Origin of the sequence: Ensifer adhaerens (assembly GCF_001270265.1) — a bacterium.
Taxonomy (GTDB): Bacteria; Pseudomonadota; Alphaproteobacteria; order Rhizobiales; family Rhizobiaceae; genus Ensifer; species Ensifer adhaerens_B.
The window spans coordinates 15,161-33,364 of sequence record NZ_LGAP01000044.1; the positions used below are offsets into that span (position 1 = coordinate 15,161).

The 18,204-nt window shown below is 58.9% G+C and carries 18 protein-coding genes, 3 pseudogenes and 1 riboswitch; of the genes and pseudogenes, 14 read left to right on the plus strand and 7 right to left on the minus strand.

Features of this window, described 5'->3' with window-relative positions; all coding sequences use genetic code 11:
* Nucleotides 1-10 precede the first annotated feature (10 nt).
* The 3 genes and pseudogenes from AC244_RS32445 to AC244_RS32450 all read left to right on the plus strand — a co-directional run bounded on the left by AC244_RS32445 (nucleotide 11) and on the right by AC244_RS32450 (nucleotide 2,000).
* Nucleotides 11-1,279, plus strand: a complete 1,269-nt coding sequence (locus AC244_RS32445; RefSeq protein WP_053252944.1) for a hypothetical protein — start codon at nucleotides 11-13, stop codon at nucleotides 1,277-1,279.
* 20 nt (nucleotides 1,280-1,299) lie between these two features.
* Nucleotides 1,300-1,440: pseudogene (locus AC244_RS35965) on the plus strand (transposase domain-containing protein); the annotation flags it as partial.
* Nucleotides 1,437-2,000 (plus strand): UPF0149 family protein, encoded by a 564-nt coding sequence (locus tag AC244_RS32450; protein ID WP_053252945.1) that lies wholly within the window; start codon nucleotides 1,437-1,439, stop codon nucleotides 1,998-2,000. The pseudogene AC244_RS35965 and the gene AC244_RS32450, both read left to right, overlap by 4 nt.
* A gap of 125 nt (nucleotides 2,001-2,125) precedes the next feature.
* Here AC244_RS32450 and AC244_RS32455 read toward each other — a convergent pair.
* Nucleotides 2,126-2,455: pseudogene (locus AC244_RS32455) on the minus strand (IS3 family transposase); the annotation flags it as partial.
* A gap of 25 nt (nucleotides 2,456-2,480) precedes the next feature.
* Between AC244_RS32455 and AC244_RS36970 the strand changes: the two are divergent.
* Nucleotides 2,481-2,612, plus strand: a pseudogene (locus AC244_RS36970) (YecA family protein); the annotation flags it as partial.
* Between the two features lie 231 nt (nucleotides 2,613-2,843).
* On the opposite strand, the gene AC244_RS32460 reads toward AC244_RS36970, so the two are convergent.
* Nucleotides 2,844-3,815 (minus strand): glycosyltransferase family 2 protein, encoded by a 972-nt coding sequence (locus AC244_RS32460; RefSeq protein WP_063934185.1) that lies wholly within the window; start codon nucleotides 3,813-3,815, stop codon nucleotides 2,844-2,846.
* Nucleotides 3,815-5,017, minus strand: coding sequence for a glycosyltransferase family 4 protein (locus tag AC244_RS32465; protein WP_152976209.1), 1,203 nt, complete (start codon nucleotides 5,015-5,017; stop codon nucleotides 3,815-3,817). The genes AC244_RS32460 and AC244_RS32465 overlap by 1 nt, the downstream gene beginning before the upstream one ends.
* Before the next feature lie 507 nt (nucleotides 5,018-5,524).
* Nucleotides 5,525-5,627: riboswitch (TPP riboswitch) on the plus strand.
* 142 nt (nucleotides 5,628-5,769) lie between these two features.
* On the opposite strand from AC244_RS32465, the gene AC244_RS32470 reads away from it, so the two are divergent.
* From AC244_RS32470 to AC244_RS32505, 8 genes are all read left to right on the plus strand, one after another.
* Nucleotides 5,770-6,513 (plus strand): ABC transporter permease, encoded by a 744-nt coding sequence (locus tag AC244_RS32470; protein ID WP_053252948.1) that lies wholly within the window; start codon nucleotides 5,770-5,772, stop codon nucleotides 6,511-6,513.
* Nucleotides 6,514-6,550: 37 nt separating this feature from the next.
* Entirely contained in the window at nucleotides 6,551-7,495 is a 945-nt protein-coding gene (locus AC244_RS32475) for an ABC transporter substrate-binding protein (RefSeq protein ID WP_053252967.1), read from the plus strand.
* Nucleotides 7,492-8,229, plus strand: coding sequence for a hydroxyethylthiazole kinase (locus AC244_RS32480; RefSeq protein ID WP_053252949.1), 738 nt, complete (start codon nucleotides 7,492-7,494; stop codon nucleotides 8,227-8,229). The genes AC244_RS32475 and AC244_RS32480 overlap by 4 nt, the downstream gene beginning before the upstream one ends.
* The gene (gene thiE / locus AC244_RS32485; RefSeq protein WP_053252950.1) at nucleotides 8,216-8,878 is read left to right on the plus strand and encodes a thiamine phosphate synthase; all 663 of its coding nucleotides are present in this window, start codon (nucleotides 8,216-8,218) and stop codon (nucleotides 8,876-8,878) included. The genes AC244_RS32480 and thiE overlap by 14 nt, the downstream gene beginning before the upstream one ends.
* Entirely contained in the window at nucleotides 8,875-9,684 is an 810-nt protein-coding gene (gene thiD / locus AC244_RS32490) for a bifunctional hydroxymethylpyrimidine kinase/phosphomethylpyrimidine kinase (RefSeq protein WP_053252951.1), read from the plus strand. Before thiE ends, thiD begins: the two co-directional genes overlap by 4 nt.
* A complete protein-coding gene (locus AC244_RS32495) occupies nucleotides 9,674-11,560 on the plus strand; it encodes a TRAP transporter large permease subunit (protein WP_053252952.1) in 1,887 nt (628 codons plus the stop codon). The genes thiD and AC244_RS32495 overlap by 11 nt, the downstream gene beginning before the upstream one ends.
* 21 nt (nucleotides 11,561-11,581) lie before the next feature.
* Nucleotides 11,582-12,583: a TRAP transporter substrate-binding protein gene (locus AC244_RS32500; protein ID WP_053252968.1), complete on the plus strand. Its 1,002-nt coding sequence runs from the start codon at nucleotides 11,582-11,584 to the stop codon at nucleotides 12,581-12,583.
* Nucleotides 12,584-12,734: 151 nt separating this feature from the next.
* Nucleotides 12,735-13,658 (plus strand): nucleotidyltransferase and HEPN domain-containing protein, encoded by a 924-nt coding sequence (locus AC244_RS32505; protein ID WP_053252969.1) that lies wholly within the window; start codon nucleotides 12,735-12,737, stop codon nucleotides 13,656-13,658.
* Between the two features lie 49 nt (nucleotides 13,659-13,707).
* Here AC244_RS32505 and AC244_RS32510 read toward each other — a convergent pair whose 3' ends face one another.
* From AC244_RS32510 to AC244_RS32525, 4 genes are all read right to left on the minus strand, one after another.
* Nucleotides 13,708-14,040 carry a hypothetical protein gene (locus AC244_RS32510; protein ID WP_210168149.1) on the minus strand — a complete coding sequence of 111 codons (333 nt, stop codon included), beginning with the start codon at nucleotides 14,038-14,040 and terminating at the stop codon, nucleotides 13,708-13,710.
* Nucleotides 14,034-14,630 carry a mobile mystery protein B gene (locus tag AC244_RS32515; RefSeq protein ID WP_053252954.1) on the minus strand — a complete coding sequence of 199 codons (597 nt, stop codon included), beginning with the start codon at nucleotides 14,628-14,630 and terminating at the stop codon, nucleotides 14,034-14,036. Before AC244_RS32515 ends, AC244_RS32510 begins: the two co-directional genes overlap by 7 nt.
* Nucleotides 14,627-15,088: a mobile mystery protein A gene (locus tag AC244_RS32520; RefSeq protein ID WP_053252970.1), complete on the minus strand. Its 462-nt coding sequence runs from the start codon at nucleotides 15,086-15,088 to the stop codon at nucleotides 14,627-14,629. Before AC244_RS32520 ends, AC244_RS32515 begins: the two co-directional genes overlap by 4 nt.
* Nucleotides 15,089-15,508: 420 nt before the next feature.
* The gene (locus AC244_RS32525) at nucleotides 15,509-15,847 is read right to left on the minus strand and encodes a hypothetical protein (RefSeq protein ID WP_152976212.1); all 339 of its coding nucleotides are present in this window, start codon (nucleotides 15,845-15,847) and stop codon (nucleotides 15,509-15,511) included.
* Nucleotides 15,848-16,029: 182 nt separating this feature from the next.
* On the opposite strand from AC244_RS32525, the gene AC244_RS32530 reads away from it, so the two are divergent.
* Both AC244_RS32530 and AC244_RS32535 read left to right on the plus strand, forming a co-directional pair.
* The gene (locus tag AC244_RS32530) at nucleotides 16,030-16,752 is read left to right on the plus strand and encodes a response regulator (RefSeq protein ID WP_053252956.1); all 723 of its coding nucleotides are present in this window, start codon (nucleotides 16,030-16,032) and stop codon (nucleotides 16,750-16,752) included.
* Entirely contained in the window at nucleotides 16,749-18,140 is a 1,392-nt protein-coding gene (locus tag AC244_RS32535) for an ATP-binding protein (RefSeq protein ID WP_063934186.1), read from the plus strand. Before AC244_RS32530 ends, AC244_RS32535 begins: the two co-directional genes overlap by 4 nt.
* The last annotated feature ends 64 nt before the right edge of the window (nucleotides 18,141-18,204 follow it).

Below are 18,204 nucleotides of genomic sequence, written 5' to 3' on the forward strand. Positions count from 1 at the left end.
GGAGAAGACCGTGAGAGACGACAATCAGCTCATTGTGAAGTCGGACGCGTCGGCCGTTGTTGGCCGAAGCCTGAAGATGGCTGCTGCTTTGAGTTCCTACGCCCGCGCTTTAACTTTTGAGAACAGAAGCCGCCGTAACCTTTACCGCTTGGCTGGTCTCGCACCACGTGCACGTGACCGGGTATTCTCGGTTCTTCTAATGGTAATCGTAGGAGTGACATTCGTTTTGCCGATGGGCGCGAGCATCGTTTACTATGCCTTCATCGCAAGTCCAGGCTACGTTTCTGAAGTGCGTTTTATTGTACGGTCATCAGCGCCGATGTTATCGCGAGATAGGTACTCAAGCAGCACCGTTGAGCCAAAAGCAAAAATTGTTCAAGATACCGCCGTCTTGCTTAACTATCTTGGAAGCCCCTCTGTAATACAGGACCTCCAAAAGAACATTGATCTGCGACAAGTATTCGGTCGCGACGATATAGATTTTTTTTCGCGACTTTCCTCCGATGCGACGCAAGATGAAATCCTAGAATACTGGAAAGACCGATCTTCCGCATCTGTCAATCCTAAAAGCGGAATCGTAGAATTGGAAGTGACTGCGTTCACTCCAAAGGAAGCACATGACCTCGTCAATCTAGTTCTACGGCTTTCTGAGGGACAGATAAACAGGCTCAGCTCCGGTATGTGGGATGACCTTCTCGTGTCCGCGCAAGGAGATGTGGACACGGCAACAGGAGAAGTTGCGGATCTCCGGGGAAAGTTGAGGGACACTCAAAATCGGACGGGTATCTTTGATGTGGATCTGTCTGCAGAAAGTATAATTACCGTCTTGACGGGCATTGAGTCGGACATTGCTCAGCTGAAGAGCCGCCGGGATGCCTTGAGCCAGAGTCTCGAAAGAGGAGCGCCGCAACTGTCTGACATGGACAGAAGGCTTGCCGCACTCGAGGAAGAGGCACGGAAACTCGGAGCAAGAACTGCAGGTTCATCAAGCGATGATGCTGGCAATCTCGCAGACTATTCGCGCGTTTTTGACAAGTTAAAGCTCGACCTGAAGATCGCTGAAAGCAAACTTCAATCGGCAATCAGTGAGCTGGAAAAGGTTAAACTTGTAAGCTCCCTCCAGTTGGTTTATGTCGACAATTTCACTGACCCGACCTTGCCGGATAAGAGTACATTCCCAAATGTTCCTCTAGCACTTCTTCTATGGTTTCTTCTGTGGACAACAGTCTGCGGCAGCGCCTGTGGTGCCGTTTTACTTATGCGTAATAAATTGGACTAATACGAATTCCCATTGATCAGAACCCAGAGGTCTGGCTTGCCGATGTGCTGGAGCGGATCATCTCCGGCAGAGTGACAGCCAATGAGATGGAAAGTCTCTTGCCGTGGAACTGGAAGGCTGAGCGTGAAGCGATGACACAGCAGGAGCGACGGGCGGCATGACACAGAACAGTCAGCAGACGACGGAACGACCAAAGCTCGACGACGAGGCGTTCGAAGCCTTTATCAGGGGACGTCGTCCGGCATCGCCAATCTGGTCCATGAGCGGTCTCGATGGCTACCTTACGGCGCTCATCATCGGTCCGAAGTTCATCGACCCACGCCAATGGATCCCGGAACTGACCGGTCCGGATGCCCTGAACCTGCCGATGGAAACAACCGAACATCAAGCCGTGCAGACGATCGTTGCAGAGTATAACCGCATCTCGGCGAGCCTTTCCGAAACACCGAAAGACCATCGGCCCAGGTTCATCAGGGTCGATGATCAGACCTTTGATATCTTCGATTGGGACCTCTGCTTTCTGCTGGCAACAGGGTACGCGCCCAAGCTTTGGAGGCCCGTCCTTCAAGGTCATGCCGTCACTGGGGATATCATCGCACCCATCCGCAAGCTCGGCGAGGCAAAACGCAAAGCGACCAGCCAGGATGCTGCTGACGTCGCCGAGGCACTCGTCAATATCCGAACCTACTTTATGCCGAAGCGCGCAAAGCAGAAGTTCTGACCGAGCGCCAAAAACCTATCCGTCAATCATGAAAGCCGTGGGCCATTCGTTGCGCTCACACGTGTTTTAGGCGAGGTATGGGATGCGTGTCGAAATTCTTGGTCAGGAACGGCGGCGGCGTTGGGGACTTCGATGCCCAGCCCCTCGCGGTTGAAGTCGTCCAAGACATTCAACAGCCGGAATTGCCTACCGTCTTCCAGACGATCCGCCATGAAATCCATGGACCAAACCAGGTTCGGCGCTTCCGGCACGGCCAAGGCATCGGGCTTGTCCCGCTTCAACCGCTTGCGTGGCTTGATCCTGAGATTCAATTCCAGCTCGCGGTAGATGCGATATACGCGCTTGTGGTTCCAGCGATACCCCCGGACATTGCGCAGGTAAAGGAAGCACAAGCCGAAGCCCCAAGTCTTCTTCGCCCGCGTCAGACCGATCAGCAGGTCGGCGATCTGTTCGTTCGTGAGCGCAACGAATGGCCCACGTATCATCGCACCCATCCGCAAGCTCGGCGAGGCAAAACGCAAAGCGACCTGCCAGGATGCTGCTGATGTCGCCGAAGCACTCGTCAATATCCGAACCTACTTTATGCCGAAGCGGGCAAAGCAGAAGTTCTGACCGAGCGCCAGAAACCTAACCGTCAATCATGAAAGCCGTGGGTCATTCGTTGCGCTCACGATCACCGCGCCTGTTGGCGTATTCAAAACCGCCGAGGCTCTAATCGCCGCTGGATGAAAGTTCAGTGGCAGGTCAGCTCGACACCGCAGGCGCGACAGGTCAACATTGAAACTCTCTGGCGTGCACGCTTGATTTACTTTCAGCGGATCGTCTGCCAAGAATTGACCGGCGTTAAGCCTTAAATAGCCTTTGATCGAGCGACAAAGAGTTCAAAATAGACAGAGGGAGCCTTTCGTAATTGGCGCCCAGACAATGGCCGGCAACCAGCGCCGCTCGATGCGCAGCCCTCTGCAGCCGATGACCGAAGGTGACGGAGCCAAAGCTTATGTCCACCTCCTGCTGAAATGCCTCAATTGTAAATCGTGCCATCGTCGCCATCGCATGAAGCGGCCGGGGTGAGAGTTTGTACCCGAAATACTTCCTAAAATTGCGAGACTCGTCGAAGGCCCTTCTTAGTTGCTCCGTGAAGGTATAATCATGAGAATGGAAAACCACCGCGTTCGGTGCGTAAGCCTTACTGTAACCTGCTTTAATAATGCTCTGTGCCCACAGTTGGTCTTCGGCAAACTCGACGTCGGGGTAGGGAAATTTCTCCCAAACCGATCGGCGCATTATTGAATTATTATCGGAATAAAAATGCAAAAATTGCCGCCAACCTTCGTCCGACTCGTAACGCTCTGGGTCGAGATCGCGGTGTACGATCAGAGGTTGCTTCAAAAATCCGCGAAAATGTAAATCCAGGTCCCTCTTTGTGAAAGGTGAGGCTGAGTCGTAAGCAACGTGACGGCCAAAAGCACCTGCGATATTCGGATCCTGCCCCAACGCTGCAACTAGGCTGCCGAGCCAATATTCATCAATAGGCTCCGCATCATGAGTGAGGAATGCCACGAGATCCGCATCTGCCGATGCGATTCCTAGATTTCTGGTTTTTCCGTGGCCGAACTCTTGTGGCGTAATTTCGATCAGGCGCACTTGGGTCAATCCGCGGAGATATTCTTTCGTGCCATCAAGCGAACCCGAGTCGATCGCAATGATTTCATAGGGCCATGGTGTTTGCTGAGCGAGCACCTTATTTATGACCCTTGGTAGAAAAGCCATCGCGTTTTTCGTCGGAATGACTACAGCACATCGATACTTCGCCATCATATGCCTCCTTTAATGGCGTAGCTCACGCGCTTCTGGATTGCTGCTTCAACGAGGCGAGCCGACTTCTCCCAGGACAGGTCACTGACATATGCAAGCCCTCCGTGTCGCAGGCGTTCACGTTCCTGTGGTTGCTCGAGCAAGCGCTTGATTTGAGCGGCAATCCCTTCCGGAGTCGGTACGGCGAACGCCATTGCATTATCCGGAAAGATCGATCTGACAGTTTCCAGGTCAAGATCAATGACTGGCAAGCCGCAGGCCATCATCTCTTTGTTGACTAGAGAGTGATTTGTTGCCGAAAAGACAACCCCAATTGCCGCCGCCCGGTAAAGCCTCGCTAACTCCTCACCCCTAAGGATCCCATGGTCGCGATACGGAAAGGCGACGTTGAGTTTACCGAGCTTCCAGCCAAAGAAGTCGACCTCGAAGTCCACATTTTGCTTCTTCAATATATCAAGGGCTAAGAAGGCGAGTTCGACCGCGCGGCGGGGGGTCACATATCGAGCGTATAGCGCGATACGGTTGGAGTGGCGGTTGGTGTTGTCTAGGTCGAAATTGTAAATACCCGCGTCGTACGCAAGCGGCCACGACATAGACCAACGTCCGAATTTCTCGGTCATACGCCGGTGGAGCCAATCTCCGGCGCAGAGGCAATCGAAATCGAAATGATAGGTCGCTTCCGTCAAGAGCGCTTCTGCCCCAGCAGGATAAAACGCAGACTCGTAATCCTGAACGAAGTAGAATTTACGCGTAAATCTTTGCATGGCGTTGACCGCGTAGCAGGTGAAGCGGTCTGTCGCGATCAGTGCATCGCCTTCAGCGTCGGGAGTTGCGCCCTGGAATAGTTCTACGGTTCCAGAAAACGGCTGAAAATGCTGATTTATAGTCTCCAGAGCCGCTGTGCCGGACTTATGAATAGTGGGGTTCTGCACAAGGAAGCGTACCTCGTGACCGAAGCGCTCGAGATAGCTAGCTATCCGAAAGATGGTCATGTGGCCGCCTGCTCCAGGCATGAAGTCGGGAACAACCCAGGTAATGCGAAGCCTAGCAAAATCGGTGTCGGCGACTGGGGGACTTCCACCAGACAGTTCATACCTTGTCAATTTTTCGAGGTGAGCAACCCGCCGTTCGATCTGGCTTTTGTAGGACTTCGCCGGCCTTAGAAGGCGCGTCATCCGCCGGGCCACTGCGAATAAGGACACTGACGATCTCCTTGCGTCTGTTGTAATAAAGCTTCGTCGGCCGAAGCGAACTCTCTTTACTCGCTTCTATTGTTGAGACACAACGCACTTCAAGGCAGCAAAGCTAAACTGATGGACGCGCACCCGCGTGCTTGCGTTGCGTTTGCCGTGATCCTGGAAAGAGTGTCAAGCGCATGTTCAAGACAAAGATTGGAGCCATTTTCAGCCGATTCGAAATATTGGCTATCGACCGTACTACTGCCGCTCTTTAAGAGCCTCTCAACGTGTTCAATCGCCAAATTCCTAAATCTTCCCGTCATATGTGGCTGGGGACCTCGCTCCTCGATATAAGCTTTTTTGTCATTTATATAGGTGACTTGAACAGATCACGCCAGCCGGGACATGCGTCAATTCTTGCAGCCAATCCTCAGCGGTTGGATTTCGGTCAGGTTGTCCGCGATCGCTGGTTCCGAAGCTTGGCTTTTCGGCTTGCTGTTGACAGCTATTGGAAACTCTCTCATAGATTTAGGTCATTCCGAGGGGAGCACTCGACAGTGCTGAGATGGCGGTGAGCCGGACCCTTGAACCTGATCCGGGTCATGCCGGCGTAGGAACGGGAAAAGAGCCGCTTTCGGCAAACTAGTCGCGTCTTCGCTTTCACCTGGGTCTCCGTGATGTTTAAGTCTGGAGGTCGATCGATGCTGCCTTTTGCCACGTTGCCGCCGGATGGCGGGTTCGCATCTCGTCCGGGTCGCTGCGTCGGCTGATCGGCGATGCGTCTGGCATTCACATTCGTTCGCAGCCTTGTTGTGCTAGCGATCCTCTGGCAGGCGGTGGTGGCTGTCTTTGCGCTGCCGCGTTATCTACTGCCGGCGCCGCTTGAGGTGTTGGCCGTCTTTGGCCGGCAGCCAGAATTTCTGCTTGAGCAGAGCCTGGTGACGATCGCGGAGATGTTGGCCGGCCTCGCGGTCGGCACGGGATTTGGCGTAGCTGCCGCAATCGGGGTGGCTGCTTTTCCGCGGCTCGGAAAGCTCGTCTGGCCCTTCGTGCTGGTCCTCCAAGCCTTTCCCGTTTTCGTCATCGCGCCCTTGCTTGTGCTGTGGTTCGGCTTCGGCATGGTTTCGAAGATCGTGATGGCGGCCATCATCATCTTCTTTCCCGTTGTTTCGGCATTCTCTGACGGTCTGCGCCGTACCGATGCGCAGATCCTCGATGCTGTCGCGCTGACCAAGGCGAGCCACTGGCAGGCATTGCGGCTTGTGCGGCTGCCGCTGGCGCTGCCCGGGCTGGTCACTGGCCTGCGCGTTGCCGCTCCCCTGGCGCCGCTGGGTGCCGTCGTCGGCGAATGGGTCGGCGCCTCGGCGGGTCTCGGCTTCGTTATCGTCCAGGCGAACGCCCGCATGCAGACGGATGTCGTCTTCGCTGCCATGGCCATTCTCGCCGTTCTCGCCGTCGGCCTCAGGCTTCTCGTCGATGAGGCAACCCGTCCACTCGCGCATTGGGCGCGAGAAATCTGAATTTTTGAGATCGATTGGGAGAGTTCATAACATTATGATCCGCAAACTTCTGCTTTCCGCCAGTGTTACACTCGGCGTCGTCTTTTCAACTGGCTCGGCGAGAGCCGCCGAAAAGCTGACCGTGATGCTGGAGTGGTTCGTCAACCCCGATCATGCTCCGATCGTCGTCGCCAAAGAACTCGGCCTGTTCGAAAAGGCGGGGCTCGATGTCGAGTTCATCCCCCCGGCCGATCCCTCCAGCGTGCCGCGTCTCATTGCAGCAGGGCAGGCTGATATCGGCGTACACTATCAGCCAAACCTTTACCTTGATCATGCCGCCGGTCTGCCGCTCGTTCGCGTGGGTACTCTGGTCGAGACCCCGCTCAACACCGTCACCGTCCTTGACGACGGTCCGATCCGCAGTCTTGCCGACCTGAAGGGCAAGAAGATCGGCTTTTCCGTCTCTGGTTTCGAGGATGCGATGCTCGGCCGAATGCTTGCCTCGGCCGGTCTCAAGAAGGAGGACGTCGAGCTCATCAACGTCAACTTCGCCCTGTCCCCGTCGCTGATCGCTGGCAAGGTCGATGCAACGATCGGCGGTTTCAGGAATTTCGAGCTGACGCAGATGCGGCTCGAGGGACATGAAGGCCGATCCTTCTTCCCTGAGGAACACGGTGTTCCTGTTTATGACGAGCTCGTCTTCGTCACCGACAAGGCAAAGGTTGGCGACAAGCGCTTGCGGCCCTTCCTGGCTGCGGTCGAGCAGGGGGCGATTTTCCTCACCAATCATCCTGATGATGCCTGGAAGCTGTTCATCAAGGCCTATCCGAACCTCGATGACGAGCTCAACCGCAGCGCGTTCACCGACACGCTGCCGCGCTTCGCCAAAAGGCCGGCGGCGCTCGACCGCGGCAGATACGAGCGGTTTGGGGCTTTTCTCGCCGAAGGCCGATTGATCGGCCAAGCACCGGCGGTCGACGAAATCGCGGTGGAAATCCGATGATGGGCGAAACTGGATTCGTCGAAAATGCTGCTGCATTGCTGGCGCGTGTCCGGCAACAGCGTCCCCGTGTACACTGCCTGATGAACACGGTGGTGCAGAAGTTCGTCGCCGATGGCCTCGCGGCGCTTGGCGCGATCCCCTCCATGACATCTTCGACAGAAGAGGTCGAGGCCTTTGCCCGGCGCTCCGATGCGCTCGTCGTCAATCTCGGCACGCTTGACGAAGTGCGGCGCGCGGCGATCCGCTTGGCCGCCGTTGCGCGCGGCGCCGGCAAACCGTGGATCGTTGATCCCGTGCATTGCGATTATTCGCCATCGCGGCTTGCGTTTGCCCGGGAACTCATCGCATCCGGGCCTTCCGTGGTTCGCGGCAATGCAAGTGAGATGGACATCGTCGGTGAGGCCAACGGTGTCTTGAAAATCAAGACGGGACCTGTCGATGAACTCACGCTGGGTCGACTTGCGACCCGGGTTGAGAACGGCCACCCCCTGATGGCGCAAGTCACGGGCACCGGGTGCCTCTCGGGCGCCTTGATCGCCGCCTTTATGGCCGTCGAGCCGGATCGCCTGAAGGCGGCCACGGGTGCGCTGCTGACAAGCGGCATCGCCGCGGAGATTGCCGCGGAACAATCGAGCGGTCCCGGAACCTTCGAGGTCGCCTTCCGCGATGCGCTCGCAGCGCTCCGCCCTGAGGATATTATCGCCAACGCCAGGATCTCCCATGCCCAAGGTTGATTGCCGCTTGAATGCCATCGTCGATGCGCGCCTTGCAGACAAAGCGAACCTGGCTGATCTGGCGCGTACCGCTGCGCTCAATGGCGCGACACTCATCCAGTATCGCGACAAGACGAACTCGACACGAGAGATGATCGAACAGGCTCGGCCAATCGGTGCTGCCCTTGCCGGAACCGGCGTGCCTTTTGTCATCAACGATCGCGTCGATGTGGCGCTCGCGGCGGGCGCCGATGGCGTCCATCTCGGGCGGGACGACATGGATGCTGCTACGGCCCGCTCGATGATGGGCGATGCTGCGATCATCGGCTTGACGGTCAAGAGCGAAATGGATGCCCAGGCTGCCATCGGTTCACCGATTGATTACGCCTGCATCGAAGGGGTCTACGAGACGCTGTCGAAGCATAACCCCGATCCGCGAGTCGGCCTCGAAGGGTTCGCCAGACTTGGTGTGACGCTTCTGGCGGCCAAGCCGGATCTGCCGGTGGGTGCCATTGCCGGCATTAACGTACAGCGCGCCGCGGACGTCGATGCTGCGGGAGCTGATGGCGTCGCGGTCATCTCGACAATCTTTGCTGCTCTGGACCCGGCAGCCGCCGCGCGTGAATTGCGCTCTTCTGTTGATAAGGCTCTGAGGGAGGCTTCGCAATGACCTCCATTGCAGTCACCATAGCTGGTTCCGATTCAGGCGGCGGTGCAGGTATCCAGGCGGACCTGAAAGCTTTCTCGGCGCTCGGCGTTTTTGGCGCAAGCGTGATCACGGCGATCACCGCACAGAACACCCGAGGTGTGACGGCGGTCGAGGATATCTCGCCGGCAATGGTCGAAGCACAGATGGATGCGGTGTTTTCGGACCTTGCTGTTGGAGCCGTGAAGATCGGCATGGTGTCTCGCCAGGAAACAATCGCCGTAATCGCCAAGGGGCTTCGGCGATATGACAAGATGGCAGTGCTCGATCCCGTGATGGTGGCCACATCAGGTGACGCTCTGCTGCGCCCGGATGCCATTGCGGCGCTTCGCGAGGAGTTGCTGCCCATGGCGCTGGTCGCAACGCCCAACCTGCCGGAAGCGGCGTTGCTGACCGGGCGTTCGATCGCGACGGATGAGACGGAGATTGCCCATCAGGCCGGGATCATTCTGAAAGCTGGGGCGCGCTCGGTTCTCATCAAAGGCGGGCACGGGGGCGGCCCCGAGGCGACGGATATCTTCTTTGATGGCGGAGAGCCTGTTCGGTTGACGGCGCCGCGCATTGAAACGACGAATGACCACGGTACGGGCTGCACTCTATCGGCGGCGATCGCCGCCGGGCTGGCACGCGGGCTTTCCTTGGCGGATGCCGTCATCGCTGCCAAGGAATATCTGCATAGCGCTATCGTTGCCGCCGGAGATCTAAAAGTCGGGCAGGGGCGGGGACCGGTCCATCACTTCCACCGCTGGTGGCAGCCCGATGCTCGCTAGCATGGCGCAGGCTCTGTCGCTGCGGCTGGAGCGAACGCTCGAGCTTGCCGGGGCGTTGACGCTTGCGGTCCTGCTCGCGACTGTGACGGCTTCCGTCGCTCTTCGGTATTTTGCTGCAAGCGGCTTTACCGGTGCGGAAGAAGCGGCAAGTTGGTTGCTGGTAACGCTTGCCTCGATTGGGCTACCGCTCGCTTCGACGGCGAAGGGCTTGCGGATCGATTTATTCGAGGGACGGCCGGCGCCTAGTGATGGCCGTGATCAAAGACCATCCGCGCGCGGCGAGCTCATCATCGACAACAGAGGCACCAAGCCTTTCTCGTCGGAAAACCGGTTCGTGCCCCAAGACCTGCGCACTATATTTTCCGGCGCCATCACTCTGGTCGCCTGCATCGTCGTGATATCCGGCAGCGGAAAGGCGGCGCTGGACCTCGGCGGTGTTTCGCCCTCGCTCGGCCTTTCCGAGGGACTGCGCCCGGCCATGCTGAGCGCCGGAGGAGTGCTGGCGATTGTCGCGATCCTGCTCCGCCACGTCGCGGACGGTCGGCTTGTCGCGTTCGTCTCGATGCTTGCGATTGCCGTCGGATTGCATTCGGCAGACGGGGCGGTGCCACCGATGGACCTGGAGTCGCCTAGCTTCATGCTGTGCTGCCTCGCGCTTCTGACAATTCTCGCCGGAACGCCGCTCCCCCATGCTTTCATCGCTCCGGCCTATGTTACCGTCGCTTTCGGCGCGCCGATGCCGGAGGAGGCGATGGCGGCGGCCACATTGTCCGGCCTGTCGCGTTATCTTCTGACCGCCATCCCATTCTTCCTGCTCGTCGGTGCACTTTTGACAGCCTCCGGGATCGCCAGTGACCTGGTTTGTTTTGCCGCCGCCCTTGTCGGCCACCGTCGCGCCGGGCTCGGTCAAACCGTGCTGCTGACAGGTGTTCTGTTTTCCGGAGCCTCCGGATCGTCGATAGCCAATGCGGCCTTCGGCTCCGCCGCTTTCATGCCGCAGTTGACTGCGCACGGCACTCCGCCTGAGCGCGCCGGCGCGCTGATTGCTGCCGTCTCGGTGCTCGACAATATCATCCCGCCATCGATCGCCTTTCTGATTCTGGCGGCAGCCGCAGACCTGTCGACCGGCAAGCTTCTGGCCGGGGGCTTCGTGGCGGGTCTGCTCATGGCAGCTACGCTTGCCATTGCCATCCACGTAAACGGCGCGACGACGGCGCGCACCGCCAGGGCATCCGCCGGAGAGTCCCGACGGTTCGGCGTACGGGCGCTGCCCGCCTTCGGTCTCGGCATCATTGTTGTTGCGGGCATTCGCGCCGGCGTGGTCTCACCGACGGAAGCCGCAGCACTTGCGGCCGCCTATACCCTGGTTGCAGCCTTCTTGAAGCGAACGGCCGGTCAAGAAATCGGCGCCGCCTTCGGGCAGTCGGCGCGCGAAACCGCGGCAATCCTGCTGTTGATCGGTTCGGCCGCGCCTTTCGCATTTCTCATCGCGGTTGATGGCGTTGCGGCTCAGGTTTCTTCTTTGGCGGGTTGGCTCGGATCCAATCCGTTTCTCGTGATTGCTGCGCTCAACCTTCTGCTGCTCGGCGTCGGACTTTTCCTCGATATCGGCGCAGCGATCCTGCTGTTCGCGCCTTTGACGCTGCCGGTCGCCGTTTCCGCCGGCATCGATCCGATTCATTTCGGCGTGATCCTCGTCGTCAATCTGATGATTGGCGGTTTGACGCCACCCGTCGGCATCCTCGTGCAGACTGTCGGCAACGCTTCCGGTGTTCCCGTGGTCGCGCTGTTTGCCGCGTCGCGGCCCTATCTGCTGGCTCTGTTGTCGGCGTTGGCACTCCTCAGTTTTTCAGCGGCGCTTGTCGCCTTCTTTTGAACCCTAAGGGAAGGAATGGAAATGCTTCGCCTCAACCGCCGTGCGTTCAACCTGAGCCTGCTTGCCACCGGCGCCGCAACACTTGCCACCCCGGCTTTGACGGGTCGTGCCGCGGCCGCACGCCCGGTGCTCATCGCTTCGCTGCTGGGCGAAAACAAACCGGAAACCAAGGTCTGGCTCAAGATCCGCGATCTCGTCGACGCCGCGCTTCCAGGGCGGTTTGCCTTCAACATTGTCCCGAACGCGGCCCTCGGAGGCGAGAAGGATGTGAACGAGGGGCTGCGGTTGGGCGCCATCCAGGGGAGCTTGTCCACTCTGTCGGCCCTATCTGCCTGGGTGCCCGAGAGCCAGCTCTTCGATATGCCGTTTCTCTTCCGCGATGCCGACCATGTCCGTGCGGCAGTCACTTCGAAGGCTGGTGACGCGCTGAAGGTGAAGCTTGAGGGTGAGGGCTTCATCGTTGGAGATTATGTCAACTACGGTGCGCGGCATCTGCTTGCCAAGGAACCCCTGATGCATCCCGGCGATGTTGCCAGAAAGAGATTGCGCGTCATCCAGAGCCCGCTTCATGCGGCGCTCTGGGAGAGCTTCGGCGCCGTCCCGGTCGGCCTGCCGATCACCGAGACATATAACGCGCTTGCAACGGGCGTCGTCGACGCCATGGACCTGACGAAGTCGGCATATGCCGGATTCAAGCTCTACGAAGTCGTGCCTGACGTGATCGAGACTGGCCACATCTGGGCATCCGGCGCCATCGTCTTTGCCAAACCCTTCTGGAACAACCTGACATCTGAGGAGCGGGACGTCTTCCGGGATGCAGCTATAGAGGGCGCACGGCATTTCAACGCATTGATCGTTGCCGATGAGGCTGCCTCTGTCGAAACGGCGAAGGCTGCCGGTGCGCGCTTGCATGTCGCCGAGGATCGTGATGGTTGGGTCGCCGGCGCTCGGAAAGTCTGGGTGGCATATGCGGATAAAGTGGGTGGCATGGAGGTGGTCGAAGCCGTGCAGGCAACGGGTTAAGATAGATTGGCTGGTGAGGCGCCAAAATTGAAATCCTCCTGCTGTTTCATAATATTGTTAGGGTTCTCACTCCCTTGCCCACGGTTTAGAGTGTCGCGAATCGCATCCCACAGGTTGACGAATGCAGGATCCACAACACAGCCACGCGCCGATGAAATCCAGCATCGTTCATCTTCCTGAGCGTAAGCAGCGCGAACTCGCTCGCATCGTCGAGGTTCTGCATGAGGAGTTCGAGGACGCGCTGAAGGACGGCACCGCCGACTTTAAGAAGCGCGGCCGCATTCTGAAGATCATTTTGTTCGGTTCTCACGCGCGCGGAAACTGGGTCGATGAGCCGCACACGAAAAAGGGTTATCGTTCGGACTACGATATCCTTGTTGTTGTGAACAACAGTAAGTTGACGGATTTCACGCGCTATTGGGCGAAGGCGCAGGACCGATTGCTGCGGCTGTCTGGGATCGAAACACCCACTAGCCTGATCGTGCACTCCCGCCGCGAGGTGAACACCTCTCTCTACGAGGGCCAGTACTTCTTTATCGAGATGCGAAACGACGGGATCGTGCTCTACGAACTAGATGACGAACCACTAGCTCTGCCGAAACCGCTTTCCAAAGTCGATGCCTTGCGGATCGCGACGGGGTACTTCGAAGACCGTCTCCCGCATGCAAGGGTATTTTCTAAGACGGCTCGATTCTGCCTGAGCGAAAACAACCTGAAGGAGGCCGCCTTCCTCCTGCATCAATCGATCGAACAAGCATACGCCACACTTCTTTTGGTCCTGACGAACTATAGTCCTGCATCCCATAATCTGAACTTCCTGCGCGGTCGCGCCGCAGAGCAGCACAGGGAGTTGGCGGAGGTCTGGAGGGTTGATCAGCAACGTTTCGTTGCGTGGTTTAACATCGTCAACGAAGCCTATGTAAAAGCAAGGTATTCTCGGCATTATGAAATTACCGAGGAAGCATTGGTGTGGCTACTGGACCGGACCGAGACGCTGATCGATCTCGTAGAAAAAGCCTGCCGTAACCATCTCGAAAGACTCAAAGCAGAAGTCGAAAGCGCTAAAAAGATCTGAGAATAGAAAGCGATATCAGATAGTTGCGATGTGATCTTGATATTCTTCCTTAGTTTTTCGATCGAAACGCGGGTAGGGCGCTAAACAGCGCTGAAGCGCGAAGCGGCCTTACCATCACGTAGTTCCAGGGTGTCGAGGCGTCGGTGAAACCGCGCGCCTGTTCGCCCGGCTGCACGCCGACCATGACCAGATAGATATCCTTCTTGTTGCCGCCACTGAAAACAATCATCAGGGCGATACCTATGCCGAGCGTATTATCCTCGCCATCACGCAGGAGACTGGATGCCGCCACGCCCGATTGAAACCACGCGCGGAAGTGGAACGAGGAGCTGCAGGCCCCGCCGCGGCAGGGGCACTGTAGCGATGGTCGGCTGCTCAGCATCGCGCGAATTCCAGGAGCGGGCCGATGTCGTGATTATCAGCCGCTCGCAAAGCAGCCACATAGCGCGCGCGCAGCTCGCCAACGTCGGCCAAACTGCCACCGCCCCAACTGAAAGGCTCGCCTCCGAGCCGCCCGACGAGGAGGTCGGCAGCCTGGCGGGCGTGACGGCCATTGCCGTTAGGAAACGGGTGGATCGCGACAAGGCGATGATGAAATCGGATCGCGATCTCGTCACGCGGGTAGGTCTGGTGATCGACCCAGTATCTGACATCGTCGAGCAGGTTGATGAGTTCCAACGGGATACGGTAAGCCGCAACGCCGATATTCCGTTCCGTGGTTCGGTACGTGCCCGCCCACCGCCAGACATCGCCGAACATCCGCTTGTGCAGCGTTCGCATGAAGTCGTCGGTGAGCAAACTGTCGATCGAGATGCGCCGGCGCCCGCGCGCCCAGGCCGCTCCCTGGACGATGTTCTCCTGCTCGGCCTCGTTGAGGTCCCTCCGGTACGTGATCCAGCTCTGAAGCAGGCCCTCCCGCTCCTGTGGCTCCAGAGGTGTCGCATCGTCCGGCTCCTTGAAGAGATCCGTCACGGTCCGTTCCAGAGATCACGTCCGGAGAGAACGTCGCGGATATAGGCTTCGATCCGCGCCTCCATGTTCACGTCGTCAGTCCCCTGAGCCTCGAGCCGCATTGTGTGCGCGACGCGCTGTAACTCCCGGATGGCGATCTTGCGCGCTCGGACGTTGACCGCGGCTTCAAGCGAGGTGTTCGGGACAAGGGCGTAGACGAGCGTGCAGTCGAGGGCCTCCGCCGCCCGGCGCAATGTGTTCAGTTGGATCGTCCCGGACGCCTCCGATTTCTCAATTGTGTCAACGGTCTGCGGGCGGACGCCCAGCCGTGAGCCCAGCTGAGCGCCTGTCATGCCGAGCGCATCGCGCAGCGCCCGGATCCATCCTTTCGGCGGCGGCCTGAACCGGTCTGTCGCTCGCAGTACGCCGAGCCGTTCATCGAGACGATTTCGTGCCCGTTTGAGTGTGTCGTTCTTCATTTTTCTTTCCGCGACGCGCTTCATATTTTCAGCCTGTAGGCTGATCACTTCCCATATATATCATTCTATGGCCTGATTTACGATCAATTTCTAACAGGCTATAGACTGATCCAATGCTAGTCTAAGTCAGCCTATGGCCTGAAGTGACCGTTATGTCACGCGAGAGAGGCAGAAGTGGAATGGGAAGGCGAGAGGAGGAAGCCCGTGCTGCCGCATGCCCCCGAAGTGGCGCCCGTGGTGACGGTATGCTGCCACTAGTCACAAGCTGCGTAGCTGTGGAAAGGGGTCTCACTGGCCGGCCTTGGATGTCGGAAAGGTCACTTCGCGTTACCTCTTGGGCCTCCCCGGAGCGTCGCGCCTTTACTGATGTTGCCGATCAATGTCTTGTTGAAGTCGTCTTGGGTGGGAGCGCGAGTGTTCTTATCGAACCAGCATCACTGCTCGGTCAGCCGTTCGTGCGGTGGCGTATTTGCTCCAGGCGGCTTCCTGCTCCGGCTTGATAGCAAGGTCGGCCTTGAGCGCATCGACCCGCGCGGGATCGGCGAAGGTCTGCTCGCCGCCCATCATTCCGTGCATCATACCGGGGCCCATTCGGCCACCCATCATTCCTCGCATCATTCCGGGACCCATGCCGCCTGGTCCGTGCATGAACATCGGGCCGAAGCCGCCGGGGCCATAACCGGTCGATTGCGCGTAGGCCCATCCGCCAGCGAGTAAGATCGCGGCGAGACCACCAAGAACAACAGTTCTCTTCTTCATGTCTGTCTCCATCATTGAGGCAACAGTCAGTTCCGTTGCTGGGCGCATTCAATCCGGCGGATGTCACTGAACTTTTTCGGGTCCCCACAATATTGTGACAATCTGTGACGAGAACCGCCGTTGGCACATTCAGGCACAACAATTTCGGGACGAGACGCGCCGCTCTGAGCTACAAACCTCTCATGAACGCCGTGCCTCACATCCTTGTCGTCGACGACCACCGCGAGATCCGCGATCTGGTTTCGCGCGCGCTCACCCGGGAAGGCTATCGCGTCAGCGCAGCAGCCGACGGGCGCGCCATGCACAAGGCGCTGGCTGACAGCCGGATCGATCTTGTCCTGCTGGACCTGATGCTGCCGGGCGAAGACGGTCTGTCGCTGTGCCGCGCCCTGCGCGCGGAATCGAACATCCCGGTCATCATGCTGACGGCCAAGGGCGACGAGGTGGACCGCGTCATCGGGCTGGAGATGGGCGCGGACGACTATGTGGCCAAGCCGTTCGGCAGCCGCGAACTGATCGCGCGCATCAGGGCCGTTCTGCGCCGCTGTGAGGCGCCGGCAGCAGTGCCTGGCCAACGCCCCAAGCATTTTCGCTTCGACAGGTGGGTGCTCGACACCGGTGCGCGCGAGTTGCTTCGGGACGATGGCGTGACCATCCCGCTCAGCACCGGCGAATACGATCTGTTGATTACGTTGGTCGAACGACCCCAGCGGGTGCTCAGCCGCGAACAGTTGCTCGACCTGGCACGGGGACGTGCCGCCGCGGCCTTCGACCGCAGCATCGACACCCAGGTCAGCCGCCTGCGCAAGAAACTGGAGCGCGATCCCGGCGAACCGAAGATCATCAAGACCGTGTGGGGCGGCGGCTACATGTTCACGCCAGCGGTAGCGGTCGAGCACCTATGATGCGGTATGTTCCGAAGAGTCTGTTCGGCCAGACGCTTCTCGTTCTCGTCACCGGCCTTGCCGTGGCGCTCATTGCCGGCTCTTGGATCTATTCGCTTGATCGTGGCCAGGCCATCCGCGCTGCCGGTGGTTTCGCCGCCGCTCAACGCATTGCCAACCTCACGCGACTTGTCGAGGAGACGCCGGCCAGCTGGCGGGATCGGATTGTCACCGGCATCAGCGATCAAGCCTTTCGCGTCACCCTTTCGAGCAACGCTCCCGCATTCGACCAGGCGGAAAGCGATCCAGCGGTCACGCAAGCGATAAGCGACTTCCTCACTGAACAGTTGTCGCTCGGGTCAGAGCGGCGGCCACTTGTGGCGGCGACGGCAAGCGTCGGACGGGGCCCGATCATGGGTCATGGACCCGGTCCGATGATGCACGGCATGGGTCCGTTTGGCGTTTTTGGCGGATTCCGAGAGTTGCAGGTCGCGCTCCCCCTCGCCAACGGCCAGTGGCTCACCTTCGCAACGGTCTTGCCGGAGAGCGGACCGGGTTTCTCACGCCAGTTCCTGGTGTCGATGGGGATCATGGCCGTAGTGGTTCTCACCGCTTCAGCCTGGGCGGTACGCCGCGTTACAGCGCCACTCGGCGAACTGTCGGCGGCCGCCGAACGATTTGGCAGAGATCTGGACGCGCCGCCCTTGCCGGAAACGGGCACCATGGAAACGCGTCACGCCGCGCGCGCGTTCAACGTGATGCAGGTGCGCTTGCGTAAGTTGATCGAAAACCGCACGCGCCTGCTCGCCGCCATTTCGCATGACTTGCGCACGCCGCTCACCCTGCTTCGGTTGCGTGCCGAAAATGTCGAGGATGCTGGCGAGCGCGAAAGAATGCTGTCGGCCATCGCCGAAATGGACGCCATGGTCGGCGCCGCGCTCGATTTCGCGCGCGATGAAGCGCAAACGGAGCGCGCGCGTGCGACGGATGTCACCGCGCTCATCCAAAGCATCGTCGACGATATGGATGACGCCGGACTACCGGTCGAAATGGAGCCGTCGGAACCGGTCGTCCTGCACTGCCGGCCGCTGGCGCTCAAACGCGCGCTGACCAACCTGATCGACAATGCGATCAAGTACGGGAAAACCGCCCGCGTTGCGACCAAGATGACACCAACGTCGCTCACGATCATGGTCGATGACGAGGGGCCGGGAATTCCGGAAATTGAGCTTACCCGCGTCCTCGAGCCCTTCTACCGTGTCGAGGAGTCACGCAGCCGCGACACCGGCGGCGTGGGTCTTGGCCTCGCAATAGCCCTGTCGGCGGTTGAGGCCCATGGTGGTCAGTTGACACTTAGGAATCGGCCGGGAGGTGGACTTTCCGCCGTGGTGACACTGCCGCGGACCTGACATTGATCGCGCTCAGGATGCCTCCCACCTCATCACGCCCATCGCTTTTGTTCCGGCTGGACCA

What these genes read in the sequence shown, in the direction of transcription:
- AC244_RS32450 (WP_053252945.1), top strand. Translation starts at nt 1,437, where the DNA reads ATGACACAGAACAGTCAGCAGACGACGGAACGACCAAAGCTCGACGAC.
- AC244_RS32460 (WP_063934185.1), bottom strand. Translation starts at nt 3,815, where the DNA reads ATGGCGAAGTATCGATGTGCTGTAGTCATTCCGACGAAAAACGCGATG.
- AC244_RS32470 (WP_053252948.1), top strand. Translation starts at nt 5,770, where the DNA reads ATGCGTCTGGCATTCACATTCGTTCGCAGCCTTGTTGTGCTAGCGATC.
- AC244_RS32480 (WP_053252949.1), top strand. Translation starts at nt 7,492, where the DNA reads ATGATGGGCGAAACTGGATTCGTCGAAAATGCTGCTGCATTGCTGGCG.
- thiE (WP_053252950.1), top strand. Translation starts at nt 8,216, where the DNA reads ATGCCCAAGGTTGATTGCCGCTTGAATGCCATCGTCGATGCGCGCCTT.
- thiD (WP_053252951.1), top strand. Translation starts at nt 8,875, where the DNA reads ATGACCTCCATTGCAGTCACCATAGCTGGTTCCGATTCAGGCGGCGGT.
- AC244_RS32495 (WP_053252952.1), top strand. Translation starts at nt 9,674, where the DNA reads ATGCTCGCTAGCATGGCGCAGGCTCTGTCGCTGCGGCTGGAGCGAACG.
- AC244_RS32500 (WP_053252968.1), top strand. Translation starts at nt 11,582, where the DNA reads ATGCTTCGCCTCAACCGCCGTGCGTTCAACCTGAGCCTGCTTGCCACC.
- AC244_RS32505 (WP_053252969.1), top strand. Translation starts at nt 12,735, where the DNA reads ATGAAATCCAGCATCGTTCATCTTCCTGAGCGTAAGCAGCGCGAACTC.
- AC244_RS32510 (WP_210168149.1), bottom strand. Translation starts at nt 14,040, where the DNA reads ATGCTGAGCAGCCGACCATCGCTACAGTGCCCCTGCCGCGGCGGGGCC.
- AC244_RS32520 (WP_053252970.1), bottom strand. Translation starts at nt 15,088, where the DNA reads ATGAAGAACGACACACTCAAACGGGCACGAAATCGTCTCGATGAACGG.
- AC244_RS32525 (WP_152976212.1), bottom strand. Translation starts at nt 15,847, where the DNA reads ATGAAGAAGAGAACTGTTGTTCTTGGTGGTCTCGCCGCGATCTTACTC.
- AC244_RS32530 (WP_053252956.1), top strand. Translation starts at nt 16,030, where the DNA reads ATGAACGCCGTGCCTCACATCCTTGTCGTCGACGACCACCGCGAGATC.
- AC244_RS32535 (WP_063934186.1), top strand. Translation starts at nt 16,749, where the DNA reads ATGATGCGGTATGTTCCGAAGAGTCTGTTCGGCCAGACGCTTCTCGTT.